Here is a 16,894-nt window from a genome sequence, read left to right on the forward strand (position 1 = left end):
CGTTCAATTGAACCAGGGCGGCAAGGGGTAGTCGAGGCACAAAGGAGTCAGGCATGGATGTTTTGCAATATACACAGGCGCATTTACAGTTCAGGGAGCGTACGCGAAACTTTTTTGCGAATGAAGTCACACCTTTCGTGGAACAGTGGGAAAAGGAAAAGATGGTCCCCCGGGATATCTGGCGGCGCATGGGAAGAGAAGGGCTCTTGTGCACGACCGTCCCCGAGCGGTATCAGGGTCCAGGTCACGATTTCCTACATGCGGTGATTGTCAACGAGGAACTTTCCCGAACCAACCACTACGGATTGATGGCGCCGCTGCACAGCGATATCATCGCACCGTACATCGCTACTTTTGGGTCCGAGGAGCAAAAGCAAAAATATCTTCCCGGCTGCGTATCCGGAGACATCGTCCTGGCCCTCGCCATGACGGAGCCGGATGTCGGCAGCGATGTGGCGGCGATGACCGCAACCGCCGTCGAGGAAGGGGACGAAATCGTCATCGATGGCGCGAAAACGTTTATATCCAATGGCATTCACTGCGATCTCGTCATCGTCGCCGCCAAGGATCCCGCCGTGGAGCCCCCCCACGCCGCCGTTTCCTTATACCTCGTCGAGGACGGCACGCCCGGATTCAATAAGGGGAACAAACTAGACAAGATGGGCATGTACAGCCAGGATACCGCCGAGCTTTTCTTTTCCGGCTGCCGAATTCCGAAAGATAATCTGCTCGGCGCCAAGGGGCAGGGCTTCAGGATGCTCATGCAGAAACTGCAACAGGAACGCCTTGTATGCTCCATCATGGCAGTGGCCACAGCGGAACAGGTCTGCCGGCAGGTGATTTCCCACTGTAAAACAAACTCCGTATCGGACAAACCCATTTCCAAATCCCAGTCGATACAGTTTAAACTGGCCGAAATCGCCACGGAAGTTCAACTCGGCAGGGCATTTCTGGACAAGCTCATCGCCGATCATATGGAAGGCAAGGAGATCAATACCCAAACCTCCATGGCGAAATATTGGACATGCGAGATGGTCAATCGGGTATTGCGGGAAAGCCTGGATATTCTTGGTATGGAGGCGGCCACCGAGCAATGCCCATTGGTAAGAACATTCCGCGATTCGCGGGTGATGTCGATTTTTGCCGGAACCAGTGAAATCATGAAGGTGATCGTGGCGAAAAACCTGGGGCTGTAAGCCCTGAAAATGGAGGGGTGCTTCTTGTCATTCAATGCGGATTGTCACGTCTCCGGGAGGCGTTGCGCGCAGCGACGAACGAATGGTTTGTGGATATCGGCGGTTTTCATCAGCTTTAGGAGGGTTTCATGGAGTTCGAACTCACAAGATCGCAAAAAGAGATACAAAAAGCGGTCAAAGAATACATAAAGGGTGAATTCAAAAGAGAAGTCATCGAAGAACTGATAGAGAAACATCAATTTCCCGAGGCGCTGTGGAAAAAAGCGGCGGATTTAGGTTTTATCGGCATCCACTATCCGGAGACCTGTTCCGGCCAAGGTCTTGGCCTCCTGGAAAACGCCCTTGTGGCCGAAACCCTCTGCGCTGGGGACGCCACTGTCGGCGCTGCCTTGACTTTATCCGGTTTTTCCTCGGGAGCGCTTTTACGGTTTGGCACCGAGGAGCAAAAAGCCACCTGGCTTCCGAGAGTGGCGGAAGGAGAGGTTCTTTCCTGCGGCGCTTTCACGGAACCCGATTGTGGCTACGATCTGACCGCCAGGGGAACCACCGCCATAAAAAATGGCGCCCACTGGGTCATCAACGGGGCAAAGGATTTCGTTGTCAACGCGGGTCCCTTGGCCGGTTTTTACATCGTGCTTTGCAGGACCGGGGACGATGCGAAACCGGAATCCAAGGGGCTGACCCTGATTCTCGTCGAAAGCGACAGGCCGGGTGTATCTATCCGTGACATTGGACCCAAAACGGGCTTCAGCCTGATGCACTGCGCGGACGTTGACCTTTCCGATGTGCGTGTACCGATCGCCAATACGGTCGGCAAAGAGAACCGCGGCTTTTTTCATGCTTCCGAAATCGTCGGCGAGAACCGTATTCTCCTCGCGGCGCAAGCCGTCGGTATCGCCCAGGGCGCATATGAACGCACCCTGGCGTATGTCAAATCCCGAGAAATGTTCGGTCGCACACTGTCTCAATTTCAGGTCACCGAGCACAAGATGGCCGACATGGCCGCAAAAATTGAAATGACCCGCCTATTGGCATACAAGGCGGCCTCTATTTACGACGCCGGCCGGATCGATACGAAAATGTGCGCAATAGCGAAAATGTGCGCGACCAAGGCGGCCGTGGAGGTGTCCAATGAGGCGATTCAGCTTCTAGGCGGCTATGGTTACATGAAGGAATATGAGGTCGAGCGATTTTATCTTGACGCCAAAATGTCAGAAATTATGGAGGGCAGTCAGATAACCCAGCGAGACACAATCGCCGGGCCTATTTTTGGGAAAAAGGGAAGGCGAGGATGAACAAAATCAAGACGCGCTTGAGAAGAGCGATCTGGTTGCTCCTGGCCATGTCGGTTTCACTCCCGTTCATTCCCGAGTGTCTCGGCGGTGAAAAACGTATTAAAATGGCCACATACATCCCCGTGGGATACCCTCTGATAGACGAGCAGCAGCGATTTTTCGTGAATCAGGTCAATGAAACCGGTAAAGGAAGCGTAAGAATCGACATGTACTGGGGGGGCAGCCTACTCAAGGGAAAGGAGATCCTCCCGGGCTTGCAAGCCGGTACCGCGGATATGGTCTTTCAGACAACCGCTTATCTTCTTGGTTCTTTTCCGGTGATCGCCATACAGAATCTCCCCATATGGGACAGTCTCGAAAAAGCCCATGTCAAATTGGAGATGGATGGTCCGTTGGCGGTTTTTCAAAACGATGTTTTACGAAAAAGAAATCTTTTTCAACTCGCCGTCGGGGGCGCCGTGCCCGAATTCCTGTGGACCCGGCGCAAACGGGTGCGCACTCCAGCTGACATGAGGGGGTTGAAGATACGCGTAGCCGGAAAGCTGGAAGCAGTGGCCATGGAGACACTCGGCGCGGTGCCCGTAACCATGTCTTCCGCCGAACTGCCCCAAGCGCTTCAAAGGGGCGTCGTCGATGGTGCTCTCATGAATCCCTGGACTGCCCGTGGGCGTGGAGTGGAGGAGTACTGCAGGTACATGTTGGTGTATGCCCTTTCAAGCCAGTCCACCCCCATTTACGTAATGCGGAATAAATGGGAGAGCTGGCCGGCGGAGGCCAGGTCCGTTATGAAAAACGCGGCGGCAAAATGGGAAAAAAACTATCTCACGCTGATAACCAAAACATACCCCCTGAAGGAGACGATAATTCCAATCTATGAAAAAGCCGGAATGGAAGCAGTCTATCCCACAACCGTGGAAAAGGCGGAATTTGCAAGGGCATTGAAGCCGTTGATCGATTGGTGGGTATCCCAAGTGGGCCAGGAAACAGGGAACAGGATCCTGATGCTTGCAGGGGTGAAATAGCAATGGCCGCCAGCGATACTCTTGATGGCGTGTTCCAGAAAATCTCATCAGCATTCACATGGCTATCGAGATGGGTGTTGCTTTTCATGGCATTGATCATTTTCTATGATGTGGGCATGCGCTATCTTTTCAACAGGCCGACCTTCTGGGCGATGGAGGTCAGCGAATACCTGCTTGTTTATCTCGCCTTTGCAGCCGCGGCAGGTATCCAAGACAGAAAGTCCCACATTAAAATGGACTATTTTCACAATAAAATGTCCGAAACGGCCCGCGGATATATTGATATCATCATTTATCTGGGCATGGTCGGGTTTGCTTCCGCCATCATTTGGACCTCGGCTCGTATGACGATAATCGCTTACCAATACGAATCGTCATCCAATTCAACTCTTGAGGTGCCACTCTGGTTGCCCTACGGACTGGTGCCTCTTTGCATGACACTCCTGGTGCTGCAGGGAGCCATTGACATGGCCAAGGCCTTTAAAAAGGGTTTTTTTCAATGAGCCTTCTGGCCATCATCGCTATTACCATCGCTTTGATGCTTGGGTTTTTACTATTCGGTTTCCCCATATTTCTGTCCATGGGGGGGGCGGGAATCATCGGGATCATGATGCATAGTGGGATCGACGGGTTGTCCCTGCTTCAGACCACGGTTTACGGGGCCGTCTCACGGTTCACGCTGGTTGCGGCACCGTTGTTCATTTTGATGGGTGAGGTGATTTTCCGCAGCGGCATTGGCGCCGATCTGTACAAAATTCTTAGTTGGCTGCTTCGTCGGATTCCGGGAGGGTTGGCGATGGCCACCGTGCTCGCCTGTGCCGTATTCGGCGCTATGTGTGGCATCAGTATCGCCGCAGTGGCCACCATCGGGGTGATCGCCATTCCGGAAATGCTCAAAAACGGTTACGATAAAGGGTTTGCGGCTGGGGCGGTTTGTGCTCCCGGCGCGCTGGCCATGCTGATCCCGCCGAGCCTGCTATTCATTCTGTATGGAGAAGTCGCGGGTGTATCCGTTGGGAAATTGTTTGTGGCCGGTATCCTGCCGGGGGTCCTTCTGGTTGTTCTGATGTCAGCGTACATCATCCTCCGGTCACTGACAGTTCCCGGAATGCACCAATCGGACGCTGCAACGCCAACATTTCATCGAGAGACGGTGAACGCCTTCAAAAGAGTCTGGGCGCCACTTCTTCTTATCTTAGCTGTTTTGGGCTCCATCTATTTCGGCATCGCGACACCTACTGAATCCGCCGCAATCGGCGTTGCCGGAGCATATCTATCCGCTTGCTTCGTTTACCGCAGTCTCGATCGCAAGCGTTTTGGGGAAACGCTGGAGGAAGCTGCCCTGATTACCGGCAAGATTTTGATTGTCTACGTCGGTGCCGTTATTTTTACTCAATTTCTGAATCTTTCGCGGGTCCCGGAAACGATTGCCGGCTTTATTGCCGCCATGGACACGCCACCATGGGCGACAATGATCATCATTCAATCGATGCTTGTATTGTTGGGCATGTTCATTGACGGCGCATCCATGATCCTGATCACGACCCCAATTTTATTGCCCATCGTGAAGGTCATGCAATGGGATCCGGTCTGGTTCGGCGTTCTGATGATCGCCAACATCGAGATCGCGGTGATCACTCCGCCCCTTGGGCTGAACCTTTATACGCTATCGGCCGTCAGCAAGGAAATAGACTCGGAAGCGATCCTTCTGGGTACATTCCCATATGTCGCCGTCATGATTATCGGGCTGATATTGCTCATCGTATTTCCCCAGATCAGTCTATGGCTCCCGAGCATGATGTAGACAAACCGCCAATTGGCACCGCAGGACGTGGTCGCATCGCGTTTTCCCAAAAGGTAAGCGTGCGGCCCCTTCCATCTCCACCGGATGCCAATACTACAACCTTTTAGAAGGTGGGAACGCGGAGCACGCATTTGATTTATTTGGCGATTCCAACCGCGGAACAACCCAACGTGGGTCATAAGACGATGTGTAACCGCCATCGTGTTGAAGGGAAATATCAAATTAACTTTTAATGTATGAAAGGTTGCAAAGCATGGACGTAAAGAATTGTATCGCCGCCGTTACCGGGGGGGCATCGGGTCTGGGGGAAGCCACCGTGATGGATTTGTTGCAGCGCGGAGCGAAGGTAGCAATTTTTGACTTCGATGCGGAAAAGGGCGAGGCCCTGGCGGAGCGACTAGGTACGAACACGGTATTTTGCAAAACAGACGTTTCCGACGAAAACAGTGTTCAGGAAGCTGTGCAACACACGGTATCCAGCTTCGGCGGCATAAATGTGGTCGTCAATTGCGCGGGGATTGGAACGGCGGTGAAGGTGATCGGAAAAAAAGGGCCATTGCCCATCGGCCAATTCGAGTCTGTTTTGAAGGTTAATCTCGTAGGTACGATGAACACCATTCGTCTGGCCGCGGAAAAGATGTTGGACAATGCTCAAGATGATGACGGTGAGCGCGGTGTGATCATCAACACCGCCTCGGTGGCGGCCTTTGACGGCCAGATCGGTCAGGCAGCTTACAGTGCCTCCAAGGCCGGCGTGGTGGGCATGACGCTTCCCATCGCAAGGGAATTCGCCGATTACGGCATCCGCGTCAACACCATCGCTCCCGGCCTGTTTCTCACACCGATGCTTTCCCAGCTGCCGGAAAAGGTACAACAGTCGCTGGGGCAAATGGTGCCGTTTCCCAAACGCCTGGGACACCCGGCCGAGTTTGCGCTGCTGGTCAGGCAGATCATCGAAAATAAAATGCTCAACGGCGAAACAATACGCTTGGACGGAAGCATTCGGATGGCTCCGAAATAAGACAATGGCGGCCCCTCAAGGAAGATATTTGCGAGGAGGGGCCCCAATGAAAAACCTTGGGAGAGAATTGATGAGCAAATGCGAATCCTGTACCTTTCGTCGTAAATTCGATCAAAACCCCAACTCCTTTTGGGGTAGACTCTGGAAATGGCATATCGGATGGTGTCCGGGATGGAAACTCTATTTGAAATCGCTTGACGAAGCGAAAAGATCGCAGATAAGGGACAAGTACGCCTGAATATGACAGAATAGCTAAGCGAGGCGAGATGATAATGACCTCCGAAATCCTCAAAGGATGCCCGTCGACTTCAAGGGACGATTCATCTTTATCGGAGAATCGTTGACACCCCTGTTGGAGGTGGTCGCGCCAATGATCGAGACCGTCGAAGGCTATATCATCCTGTCGACAGTTCAGAGGAAAGAATCGATACCTCGTTCGTGTCGATAGGCGGTTACGAAGAGTTGCTTTCTTCGGAAAGACCGGAGTTTGACTGGCCCATGATTGACGAGACGTCCGCCTACTGCGCCTGCTATTCGTCGGTAACCACCGGCAAACCAAAGGGGGTTTATTATTCTGATCGTTGCATCTATCTGCATACGTTGTCAATCGCCATGAGTACGCAGCTCAGTTTGAATGATGTCGTCATGCAAACCGTTCCCATGTTTCATTCCCAGGGATGGGGCGAGTGGCCCGCCGCACCCATGGTCGGCGCCAAGCTGGTATTTCCCGGCAACTATACCATCGAGACAACCGGCATTATCGTGGATCTTATGATATCGGAAGGCGTCACGTTCAATTGCGGTGCTCCCGCGATTTTCATGCCGATGCTTGATTACATCGGGTCTTTGCCGGAGAAACCGGACTTTTCCGGCCTACGCCTGATCTCCGGCGCAACCGAGCCTCCGCTTTCAATGATGCATGAGTCGGGGTCCGGTTTCGCAAACATCGGAAAGGCTGGCTGTAAGTGCCGATGATATTTTTTCTATCTGCTGGACTTCCGGTACCGAGGCCGTTCCCAAAGGTTGTCCGCTCAGCCACAACAACACATCAGTCAGATGCGCCCTCCAATAAGGGAAGCAATCACAAGTCAACGGTTCTTCATTCAACCCGATGAAATGAGGAACTATCGCCGCTGGGAAACCATCGAATGGTAGCGGTGCATGGCGGACAGTGCCTTGACAGCCCTTTCTGAAGACCGAAATACCGGGATGCGCGCTGATTCGAGTCTTTGGATAAGTTGCATCTCGTCGTGTCCCGATGATGTACACCACAGCGCCAAAGGCTTGCCTGCTTTTCTCATCTGTACCATTCGTTGCACATAAAGATCTTTAATCGAATCGGCCTTCCCCGTCAACTTTTCCGGGATTTCCTCTGATTCGCTAAGCGTCCATGGGAACAGCTGCATTATCGTACAGTCTACGTTTTTGTCTTCGGGGATGGCCATCAAGGCATCGAAAAATACCGTGAGGTCTGACAGATGGAATTCCATGCAGACCCCTGCATCGAAAGGGTTCAAGGGGATTTCCCAATCGGGGGAAATCCTGCTCAGTATCTGACGGGTACGATTTTCGAAGCCTGCCTGAGTGAGGCCGTATGTTTGGCTTGAATCCGTGGCCATGACACCCTCCCCGCCTGACATGGTGATGATCGAAAGACGGTTTCCTTGTGGAATCGATAGAAATTGAAAGGCCTTGACAAGATCGAAAAACTCTTCCAGATTTCGGGCCCGGATGGCACCTGCCTGCCTGAGCGCTCCGTCAAATACGGCATCGTTCTCGATGGCCATGGTTCCGGTGTGTGAAGCGGCGGCTCGCGAACCGGCGGGCGTTTTACCCACCTTCAGGACAATAACAGGTTTTTTTCTCGTAACGTCTTTCATTAAACGCAAGAATTTTCTGGCATTGCAATGAAGGCTTTCGATATGCATGGCAATTATCCCGGTGCCCGGGTCGCGCGAATAATATTCAAGGGCGTCCATTTCGTGGATATCGATTTTGTTTCCCATATCGAGCATTTTATTGATACCGAGATAGGAAAAAATCCAGTTTATCATGGGCTCGTAAAAACCTGACTGAAAGGCAAATGACACTTTTCCTCGATTCAACTTCCGAATCGGATGGAAACTGATTGCCAGCTGATTCGCCGTGTTGACGGGGCTCAGGGTGTTGGGTCCGAGAACCCTTATGCAATTTTTCGAGATCAATGTTTTGATCTCCTCTTGGAGCGCCATCCCCTTTTCACCACCTTCTGAAAAACCGCCTGTGATAATAACAGCGTTTCTGATTTTAGCGTCGACACAGTCTTTTATGATACCGGGCACCTTTTGCGCCGTCACGGCGATTACGGCGAGATCCACAAGGTCGGGGATATCCTGTAAGCGTGGAAACGTTTTAATTCCAAGTGTCTTGCCTCCTTTGTGATTGACGGGGTATATCTTCCCATCGAATTCTAGGTTCAATAGATTCTGCAGCAAACGATAGTTCATTTTCAATGGGTTGTTGGTCGCACCCACAACTGCAACGACGTTGGGATGGAAGAACCAATCAAGGCAGTGATTGGAGGGTGTCATGGTAATTCTTTCGTTAGAATTGAATGCCTTATTCGCAGGGCATTTCATGATAGTTTACGAATCCACCGCGAGCGATTTATGCGGTCGAAGACAAAGCGCCCCGGGTTTACCCGGGGGAATCTATTCTATGATATCACGAATGGTTCGATTTTCATGGATGGAGGCAGACATCCGTGTCTCCCCATGCTATCGGTATCTCAATGGTAACCGAAAAATCGTGAATCGGCTCGTTCATTGTCTCATTATCCTATCTCAATCACCGGGAGACTCCAGCACCATGAGAGCATCCACAGCGACTGGTTTGCCCGCAGAGATGATCAGCGGATTGATGTCGATTTCGATGATCTTCTCGTTTTCCATGCCGATTCTTCCTATCGCCATCAGAATATCTCCCAATCTGTCCATATCAACCGCCGCCATTCCCCGAATTGCATCGAGTATTCGATGGCCCTTTATTTCTCGAGTCATTTCAAGTGCGTCGCTTTTTTCAAGCGGTGCCACCCGAAAAACGACATCATTGAGAACTTCCGTGAATATCCCGCCGAGGCCGAACATGACACATGGACCGAATTGCGGGTCCCGCGTCAACCCGGCCACAAGTTCCCTTTTTCCGGAAACCATCTCCTGCACCAAAACGGTCGCGTCGGTATTTTCGGTTTCAATGATATTTTTGGTTATTTCGTCATACGCCGCCAATACCTGGTCTTCGTTTTTGAGGTCCAGGTGAACCAGGCCAGTTTCCGTTTTGTGTGCAATATTCGGGGAGCAGCCTTTCAGAACCACAGGATAACCGATTGCCTCGACGGCTTCCATCAGCCGGTGTCGATCTTCCACCAGTACTTCTCTCGTAATTGGGATGTCGTAATGGGCAAGCAGCCGTTTTGATTCATATTCAGAAAGCACGGTACGCACCGTTATGGATTCATCTTCCATTGGTCTCATGTCCTTCATCTTTACGTCTTAACGCTGATTGTCTGATATACGGAATACCCCATCGGTTTCCGCCTACTGACTTTGGTTCTCTGTGTTAAAAGCCGGATGTAAAAATAGCGGCCGGCGATTTCCCTGAACGCGACTTATATTTTCCGCTACAGCGCTTACTTTTCCCTCCATGGAAGGGTCAGTAACGCCTCCGATATGAGGTGTCGCAAGGACATTAAAGGAAAAAATCGGATCTTTCGGGTCAGGCGGTTCATCCCAGTATACATGCGCCCTATGCATTTTCCGGTGCGGCAAACAGAATATTCATTGACTTTTTTCTCAATCATCGTTTCTCATTATTAAGCGTTGGATATTTTCCAGAACCTTCGATATCCGGATTCTATATTTTAAATTTGGCGGTCTGGCTGAAGAGCTCATTGGAAATATGACTGATATCGTTGGCGCCGTTCTCCACCTGGGTGACGTCTTCGGCCGTCTCATCGGTTTTTTTCCTTACGTCCTCCAGTTGATTGGCGATGTTATTCGATATGGACGCACTCTCAGCGACTTTTTTGTTGATGCCGTCAATATTAGATGAAACCTGGGCGATGTTTTTTGCGATTTCAGCGGTGACTGTGGACTGCTCTTCCACCGCGCCCGCAATCATATAGACGATCTCTTCAACCGAACCGTTCACACTCACGATTTCCTCCATGGACAGGATAGCTTCTTCGGTTGATCGCTGGATATCCTCGATCTGCTGCCTGATCTCCGTGGTGGCTTTGGCGGTTTGCCTGGACAAGTCCTTTATTTCTCCGGCAACGACATTAAAGCCCTTACCGGCCTCGCCGGCGCGGGCCGCTTCGATGGTGGCGTTCAGAGCGAGAAGGTTGGTCTGTTCCGAAATTTCGGTAATCACCTCCGTGATCGTGTCGATCTTTTTGGACGATTCCCCCAAACTTGAAATTTTGGCGGATGCATCCTTGGCGGTGCCCACGGCCTGTTGTGTGATACCGCGGGCCTTGTCGGCATTTTCAGCAACCTCCTTTACGCTTATGGACATCTCCTCGGCGGCGGCCGCGACCTGGTTCGCCGCGTTGGCGGCGAGGTCGCAATCACTGGAAACCGCTTCCAGATCGCCGCTAGACCGCGATGCCTGGTCGGCCGAAAGCGCGGTGGTGTGCCGGAGTACTCCGACCGACTCTTTGATATTTTTGGAAATATCGGTGAAGTGGTTGGACGTTTTTTCAAGGATTTTCGAATTCTCCACGATTTCAGACAAGATGGCATTTAATTTAACACTGAATTGATTGAAACCGGAAGCAAGCTCCCCCACTTCGTCATAACTGGAAACGGCAAGACGGCCCGTCAAGTCCCCCTCGCCTTCGGACAGATCCTGCAGTGCCGTGGAGGCCTTTTGAACGGATTGCGCAACTGCCAGGGCATTGGTGATCCCCATTGAAACACCGACGAAGAGCCCTACGAAAAGAAAGAGGGCACTTCCCAGAAAAAAACCGGAAAACCGAGAATACCGATCCGACAGGTGGGAGAATACCCCGACGATTCGGTTGTCGGCCACCGGTGACCAGGCGATAACCCGCTCGTTGACGTTTTCATAAAGGGCTCCCGCCCGCCCGGTTTGAAAATCCGTGCGCATTGATTCCGAAAAAGCGGACCATCTTTTCGTGTCGATGGATTCGCCGCGGGAGCTGTGGAGCAACCGCCCGGATTTATCGGATATGAAGAAAGAGGCGTCCTTCAAAACGCCCTCCAGTTCCATTTTCAACCGCTCGTCGCCTTCGATTCCTTCAAGTGATTTCGTATGGCGAACCGCGGCGTCAACAAGGCGCTGTTCACTCAACTTCATCTCTCCGATGGTCAGATTGACGCCGGAATAATAGGCGGAAAACCCTAACCAGATCGATAGACCCACGGCGATCGACACAAAGCAGATCATCAGTCTGGGAAAAATGCCAACCCGAAATATTCTCGGGTTCAGTCCGCGTCTCACCACATGGTCTGAAATCATCGTCGTGCTTGGCGAAACGAGCAAGCTGGCGGCGCCAAAAACAATCATGGGGCAGGTCAAGCCGCCCGCAATTCCCCCTCCCCAAAGAGAGAAAGCGGATGCCGGTCCGGTATCCATGTGCAGGAAAAACAGGTATTGCCCCAACGTCGCCGCCGCAAAAAAGAAGCAGTATGCTACGGTGACCTGGATTGGCAATCTGCTGTTCCGTTCGGGAAGGGACAGCAACTCGCTGTCGGGAAGATCGCCTTCCGTTTCAAGCTTGTCGCGGTCCGTTTCAAATGACCTCAGCAGAAACTTCGTAGTTGCTACCATACAGACGAGGCAAATGAACCAGATGACAACCGACCCGGTCATAAGTGTGGTCTGCTGTTCCGGTGTCGCCAGAATGCAATAGAATAGGGATACGATCGGTGCGGCCAGTTGGATGGCAAACAGCCCGCTGGTGGTCAATAGTAACTGAAATTGCAATCTTTTCATGGGACATCCTAATCTAAGTGGATAAGACCCAATCGGTCTTCGGTATGGTCAATTCAGTTAGAATCGATAGCTTATTGCAATCATGAAATTGTGAACGGTGGTCTCCACCTCTACTTCGTCGCCGGCATAGGGAGAATAGAGAATCCGGTCGGCTGTCAGGTTTCTGCTTTCACCGTTTTTCACATCCCAATCGTCTCCCAGAAGCAGGCTGTAAGCGAAGTCCACGGTAAATCTGTCTTCAAATACCATCCCGCTGCCAAGACTGAAGATGTGATAATCGATGATGGGCCACATGTTGTCCCATGTATCCTTGTCAATGTTGCTGGGACGGTAGTGGTAGCCGAAACGAAGAGCCAGCCAGTCCAGGGTCTGATACTCGATGCCGATATGGGGCTCCCAGGTATCGTTCCAGTCCCTTTTGATGACCAGGCGGTCGGTCGGCTCACCCGATCCCAGGGCGGCAGTGAGTAACAGAAAGGTCGGATCCCCGTCGTAGGCGTAGATCTCTTCCGTTCTCGAAGACCAATCGGTCCAGACAAGGTCGAACATCAGCCGGAATCGCTCCGTGATGTCGATTTTCGTACCGAAGGAAAGGGACTGGGGGTGCCGGAAATCCATGGTGGTGTCGAGCGTTTCCACCGCTTGCGGAGGCGGAAATCCGAGACTTTCGATCAACTGCCGGGTCGTCTGGCTATAGGTGAACGTCGTCGTGCCCTCCATCTCCGATTTGGACTCGCTGCGGTAGGCAATGCCAAGGGAGAGCCAGTCCTTGGGATTCCAAAGAACGCCGAGGTTGGCAGAGAGGTTGAATGTATCGTCAATGTCGATATCCATGCTGCCCAGAGTCGTGGCATAGCCTGTCCCGGATGGCAGTGTCGCGGCCGGACCGTATAGTCCCTCCAGAATCGGGTTCAGGCGGTCCTCGATGCCGGGAATCCGCAGTTGGGCCAATCCGCCCTGATCGCTGTACCCCATACCGACGGAAAGGCCGAGGGAGAGCGTGTCCTTGATCCTGTATGCGAACGTGGGGGCGGCGTATATGATCCGGTTGTTGTAGACTTCCGCCGCGCTGTAGCGAAAGTTGGACGAATTCTCATCGGACCATGAATGCAGCCCGAATGGCGCGTAGGCGCCAAGGCCAAAGGCGTATCTTTTCCCTGCGGGGCTGTAAACGAGACCGATTTGCGGCACGTAAAGAAGATCGCTGTTATTCGTAGACAAGGTGCCGTCCAGCGGATCGGCGCCATACTTGAAATCCGTCTGGTTTACGGTCTGCTCGTAATCGATATCGGTCACCTGGAGCCCCACCGTAAGATTCAATCCCTTCATCTGTGTCAAGCCCGCCGGGTTGTAGTGCATGGCCGAAAAATCATCCGCGTATGCGGTGTACGCCTGTCCCAGCGCCGTGGCTTTGGGGCCGATCCCGAAAGAATCGTTCACGCCCGCCAGACCGTTGGAAGTCCCCATCAACATGATCAATGCAATGAGTAAGATAGTCTTCTTCAAACGCATGTCCAACCCTCCCGTTAGGTAGATTGTAAGAATAAAACAAGTGAAATACCCGTATAACCGGGACCCACCACGTTAAAAGGAATCAAATCGTATCGGCGGGCGAGATTATCTTCTCTTGTGCCAATCTTGATATTTCTTCCGGGGTAAAGCCCAGTGTTTCGAGGATTTCTTGGTTGTGTTCGCCCAGTCTCGGTGCCGCCGTTCTGACGGACGGCGCGGTCTTGGAAAACTTCCCCGGAAAATTCAGCTGGCGGACTTTACCTTCCGTGGGATGTTCAACTTCGACGACCATTTTCCGATGCATCACCTGGGGATGTGAAAACGCCTCGTCCAGGTCGTTAACCGGTTCACAACAACAATCCACATCTTCGAGCAAAGCCATCCATTCGCTTCTTTTTCGTTGATAAAAGATTTCCCGCACCTCGTCCACCAATGCGTCGGCCTCTTTTCCATCGGCAAACTGCCTTTGGATCAGGTCTTCTCTGCCGATCGCATTGCAGAAGGCGGACCAGAACTGGGGTTCAAGGGCACCGAGTGCTATATGCCTGCCATCTTTGGTGGCATAAACATTGTAGCATGCAAACCGTCCGCTCAGCATCTCCCTCGAAGGTCTGGGGATGGTGCCGTCGGCGAAATATCTCCCGGCGGTCAGGGCCTGCCAGGCCAATGCACCGTCCGTCATGGCAACATCGATGTACTGCCCCTCGCCGGTTTTCTGCCTGGCGATCAAGGCCGAAAGGATACATACGGCCGCCAGCATGGCGCCCCCGCCCACGTCGGCGATCTGGATTCCGGGAATCACCGGCATGCCGTCCTTGGTTCCGGTGGCCCCCAGAACACCTGCGATGGACAGATAGTTGATGTCATGTCCGGCTTTGTTCGCATACGGTCCGTCCTGACCATAGCCCGAGATGGAGCAGGCGATAATTGAAGGATTGACGCTTTTCAATTCGTCATATCCCAAACCTATCTTGTCCATGACACCAGGTCGAAAACCGTCCAATACGACATCGGCGCTTTTTACAAGCTCCATAAAAATCGCTTTTCCCTTTTCACAGGTCAAATTCAGCGCCAGGCTTCTCTTGTTGCGGTTCACACTCAGGAAATATGCGCCCTCCCTTTTGATCTTGGGAGAATAATGGCGGGTCAGATCACCCACTCCCGGCTTTTCGATCTTAATCACATCGGCGCCAAGATCGGCGAGCATCATGGTGCTGTAAGGACCGGGGAGCAGGGATGTAAGATCCAGGACGGTTATGCCGGTCAATGGGCCTGAGCGAAAGGTGTCTTTTTGCATTTTATATGACTCCAAGGGGAGAGTTCTTACTCTCTATTAGGGTTTGATGCACTGTAGCGTGCCGTAATAAAATGGATATCAAGCCACGGGGATCCGATACCCCGTGGCTTGCCAAAGGACAATTCATTTCCTCGCCACAAATGATATGTTCTACAGGGGAATATTTCCATGTCGCTTCCCATGCCTTGTACGACGCTTGTCCGCCATGGTGGCAAGGGCACGGATCAAGTAATTTCTTGTTTCCGCTGGGGTTATGACATCCTGGACGTTGATATTGGACGATATGTCGTAGATGGGGTTGGCGTAGGTTTCCCGATACTCGGTAAGTTTTTCGGCAATGTATTCTTTTGTCGCGCCAGGTTTTCTTCCGTACAAAAGCATGACGGATTGTTGCGCGCCGAGTATTCCCGTTTCTACTATTGGCCAGTATAGCACCATGTCATTTCCGAGTCCGGGAAGAACACCCATGCCGAGATTACCACCTCCGTAAGCCTTGCGCAAAACCAAGGAAATTCGTGGAACCGTCGCTTCGCAAAGGGCATAAAGCACCTTAGCCCCGTGCCGGATGATACCGGAGTGCTCCTGATGGGATCCCGGCATATAGGCGGGCGTGTCGACCAGAAGGACAAGAGGGATTCCGAAGCAATCGCAGAATCGAATGAATCTGGCCTGTTTGTCCGAACTGTCAGTGGTCATCGAACCGGCCAGGACCTGAGGCTGATTGGCGACAATTCCAACGGTTTTCCCATCAAGGCGTCCAAAGCCCACGATGACTTCTCTGGCGAAGTCCCTTTTGACCTCTAGAAAATCCTTGTTGTCAACGATCGTCAGAATCACCTGGCGCATATCGTAAGGCTTGTTGGGCGATGACGGAACGATGTCGTTCAGTTCAGGGCAAGATCGTTGCGGGTCGTCGCCGGGCTGGTAAACAGGCGGCGGTGAGTCGCAATTCGGCGGAAGGAAACCGAGCAGTCTTCTTATATCCAGCAGACATGATTTTTCCTTTGTGTGCAGGAAATCGCATGATCCTGTCTTTTCGGCGTGAACGCAGGCACCGCCGAGATCGTCCTTAGAGATATTCTCACCTGTCACCATCCTTATTACATCGGGCCCGGTGATAAACATGTGGCTGTTTTTTTCGATCATGTATATGAAATCGGTAAGGGCAGGCGAGTATACGGATATTCCGCCACATGTCCCCATTATAGCCGAGATCTGCGGAATTTTCCCCGAAGCGATGGTGTTCGGATAAAATATGGAGCCACCGTGTTTTTCCGAAAGACTCGAAAAAAAAGAACGTTTTCCTTTGCCCAAAATCTCTAGTTCTTTTTCGTTTGGCAGTCTCGCGCCAGGGGAGTCGTGAAGACCGATAAACGGTACTTTCAACTCAAGTGCCTTTTCCACGGTACGATACATCTTTATCCCATGTTCGAGTCCGATCGATCCACCGCGAACCGTCGGATCCTGTGAATAGGCGAAAACGGTGCGCCCATCGATGGTCCCACTTCCGCAAACGACGGCGTCACCCGGCAATCCAAGGGCGTGGCCGGTCAGCATGTTCATTTCCATCAGGCTGCCCGGATCGAGAAGGATTTCCAACCTCTCGCGCGCCGACAACTTGCCCATGGCATGCTGCTTTTCAATTTTCTCTTCTCCGCCTCCCATCTTCACCATTGCCTTAATGGCGTCAAGCTCATCCAGGCGTTTTTTCAGTAATTCGTCCATATTTCTGTCTCCGTGAAAATATTGA

The 16,894-nt window shown here is 52.2% G+C and carries 14 protein-coding genes; 8 read left to right on the plus strand and 6 right to left on the minus strand.

The features are described 5' to 3' along the window. Positions 1-53: 53 nt before the first annotated feature. The 8 genes from DSCA_RS09460 to DSCA_RS33170 all read left to right on the plus strand — a co-directional run bounded on the left by DSCA_RS09460 (position 54) and on the right by DSCA_RS33170 (position 7,410). The gene (locus tag DSCA_RS09460) at positions 54-1,196 is read left to right on the plus strand and encodes an acyl-CoA dehydrogenase family protein (protein ID WP_155316198.1); all 1,143 of its coding nucleotides are present in this window, start codon (positions 54-56) and stop codon (positions 1,194-1,196) included. A 128-nt stretch (positions 1,197-1,324) separates the two neighbouring features. Continuing rightward, positions 1,325-2,491: an acyl-CoA dehydrogenase family protein gene (locus DSCA_RS09465; protein WP_155316199.1), complete on the plus strand. Its 1,167-nt coding sequence runs from the start codon at positions 1,325-1,327 to the stop codon at positions 2,489-2,491. After that, complete coding sequence (locus DSCA_RS09470) at positions 2,488-3,513, plus strand: TRAP transporter substrate-binding protein (RefSeq protein WP_155316200.1); 1,026 nt, start codon at positions 2,488-2,490, stop codon at positions 3,511-3,513. Before DSCA_RS09465 ends, DSCA_RS09470 begins: the two co-directional genes overlap by 4 nt. Positions 3,514-3,515: 2 nt before the next feature. Further along, positions 3,516-4,016, plus strand: coding sequence for a TRAP transporter small permease subunit (locus DSCA_RS09475; protein ID WP_155316201.1), 501 nt, complete (start codon positions 3,516-3,518; stop codon positions 4,014-4,016). Then, positions 4,013-5,317, plus strand: coding sequence for a TRAP transporter large permease (locus DSCA_RS09480; protein WP_155316202.1), 1,305 nt, complete (start codon positions 4,013-4,015; stop codon positions 5,315-5,317). The genes DSCA_RS09475 and DSCA_RS09480 overlap by 4 nt, the downstream gene beginning before the upstream one ends. Before the next feature lie 253 nt (positions 5,318-5,570). Continuing rightward, on the plus strand, positions 5,571-6,338 hold the full coding sequence (locus tag DSCA_RS09485) for a 3-hydroxyacyl-CoA dehydrogenase (protein WP_155320367.1): 768 nt from the start codon (positions 5,571-5,573) through the stop codon (positions 6,336-6,338). A 438-nt stretch (positions 6,339-6,776) separates the two neighbouring features. Continuing rightward, positions 6,777-7,313 (plus strand): AMP-binding protein, encoded by a 537-nt coding sequence (locus DSCA_RS09490; protein WP_331457152.1) that lies wholly within the window; start codon positions 6,777-6,779, stop codon positions 7,311-7,313. Beyond that, the gene (locus tag DSCA_RS33170) at positions 7,258-7,410 is read left to right on the plus strand and encodes an AMP-binding protein (protein WP_155316204.1); all 153 of its coding nucleotides are present in this window, start codon (positions 7,258-7,260) and stop codon (positions 7,408-7,410) included. The genes DSCA_RS09490 and DSCA_RS33170 overlap by 56 nt, the downstream gene beginning before the upstream one ends. A gap of 52 nt (positions 7,411-7,462) precedes the next feature. On the opposite strand, the gene DSCA_RS09500 is transcribed toward DSCA_RS33170, so the two are convergent. From DSCA_RS09500 to DSCA_RS09525, 6 genes are all read right to left on the minus strand, one after another. Continuing rightward, the gene (locus DSCA_RS09500) at positions 7,463-8,908 is read right to left on the minus strand and encodes an acetate--CoA ligase family protein (RefSeq protein ID WP_167527685.1); all 1,446 of its coding nucleotides are present in this window, start codon (positions 8,906-8,908) and stop codon (positions 7,463-7,465) included. A 252-nt stretch (positions 8,909-9,160) separates the two neighbouring features. Beyond that, positions 9,161-9,841, minus strand: coding sequence for an acetate--CoA ligase family protein (locus tag DSCA_RS09505; protein ID WP_155316206.1), 681 nt, complete (start codon positions 9,839-9,841; stop codon positions 9,161-9,163). Positions 9,842-10,229: 388 nt separating this feature from the next. Beyond that, positions 10,230-12,335 carry a methyl-accepting chemotaxis protein gene (locus tag DSCA_RS09510; RefSeq protein WP_155316207.1) on the minus strand — a complete coding sequence of 702 codons (2,106 nt, stop codon included), beginning with the start codon at positions 12,333-12,335 and terminating at the stop codon, positions 10,230-10,232. 57 nt (positions 12,336-12,392) lie between these two features. Beyond that, positions 12,393-13,847 (minus strand): OmpP1/FadL family transporter, encoded by a 1,455-nt coding sequence (locus DSCA_RS09515; RefSeq protein WP_155316208.1) that lies wholly within the window; start codon positions 13,845-13,847, stop codon positions 12,393-12,395. Between the two features lie 82 nt (positions 13,848-13,929). Next, positions 13,930-15,144 carry a CaiB/BaiF CoA transferase family protein gene (locus DSCA_RS09520; RefSeq protein WP_155316209.1) on the minus strand — a complete coding sequence of 405 codons (1,215 nt, stop codon included), beginning with the start codon at positions 15,142-15,144 and terminating at the stop codon, positions 13,930-13,932. A 150-nt stretch (positions 15,145-15,294) separates the two neighbouring features. Further along, the gene (locus DSCA_RS09525) at positions 15,295-16,869 is read right to left on the minus strand and encodes an acyl-CoA carboxylase subunit beta (RefSeq protein WP_155316210.1); all 1,575 of its coding nucleotides are present in this window, start codon (positions 16,867-16,869) and stop codon (positions 15,295-15,297) included. Between the last annotated feature and the right edge of the window lie 25 nt (positions 16,870-16,894).

This window comes from Desulfosarcina alkanivorans (assembly GCF_009688945.1).
Taxonomy (GTDB): domain Bacteria; phylum Desulfobacterota; class Desulfobacteria; order Desulfobacterales; family Desulfosarcinaceae; genus Desulfosarcina; species Desulfosarcina alkanivorans.

What these genes read in the sequence shown, in the direction of transcription:
- DSCA_RS09460 (WP_155316198.1), top strand. Translation starts at nt 54, where the DNA reads ATGGATGTTTTGCAATATACACAGGCGCATTTACAGTTCAGGGAGCGT.
- DSCA_RS09465 (WP_155316199.1), top strand. Translation starts at nt 1,325, where the DNA reads ATGGAGTTCGAACTCACAAGATCGCAAAAAGAGATACAAAAAGCGGTC.
- DSCA_RS09470 (WP_155316200.1), top strand. Translation starts at nt 2,488, where the DNA reads ATGAACAAAATCAAGACGCGCTTGAGAAGAGCGATCTGGTTGCTCCTG.
- DSCA_RS09475 (WP_155316201.1), top strand. Translation starts at nt 3,516, where the DNA reads ATGGCCGCCAGCGATACTCTTGATGGCGTGTTCCAGAAAATCTCATCA.
- DSCA_RS09480 (WP_155316202.1), top strand. Translation starts at nt 4,013, where the DNA reads ATGAGCCTTCTGGCCATCATCGCTATTACCATCGCTTTGATGCTTGGG.
- DSCA_RS09485 (WP_155320367.1), top strand. Translation starts at nt 5,571, where the DNA reads ATGGACGTAAAGAATTGTATCGCCGCCGTTACCGGGGGGGCATCGGGT.
- DSCA_RS33170 (WP_155316204.1), top strand. Translation starts at nt 7,258, where the DNA reads ATGAGTCGGGGTCCGGTTTCGCAAACATCGGAAAGGCTGGCTGTAAGT.
- DSCA_RS09500 (WP_167527685.1), bottom strand. Translation starts at nt 8,908, where the DNA reads ATGACACCCTCCAATCACTGCCTTGATTGGTTCTTCCATCCCAACGTC.
- DSCA_RS09505 (WP_155316206.1), bottom strand. Translation starts at nt 9,841, where the DNA reads ATGGAAGATGAATCCATAACGGTGCGTACCGTGCTTTCTGAATATGAA.
- DSCA_RS09510 (WP_155316207.1), bottom strand. Translation starts at nt 12,335, where the DNA reads ATGAAAAGATTGCAATTTCAGTTACTATTGACCACCAGCGGGCTGTTT.
- DSCA_RS09515 (WP_155316208.1), bottom strand. Translation starts at nt 13,847, where the DNA reads ATGCGTTTGAAGAAGACTATCTTACTCATTGCATTGATCATGTTGATG.
- DSCA_RS09520 (WP_155316209.1), bottom strand. Translation starts at nt 15,144, where the DNA reads ATGCAAAAAGACACCTTTCGCTCAGGCCCATTGACCGGCATAACCGTC.
- DSCA_RS09525 (WP_155316210.1), bottom strand. Translation starts at nt 16,869, where the DNA reads ATGGACGAATTACTGAAAAAACGCCTGGATGAGCTTGACGCCATTAAG.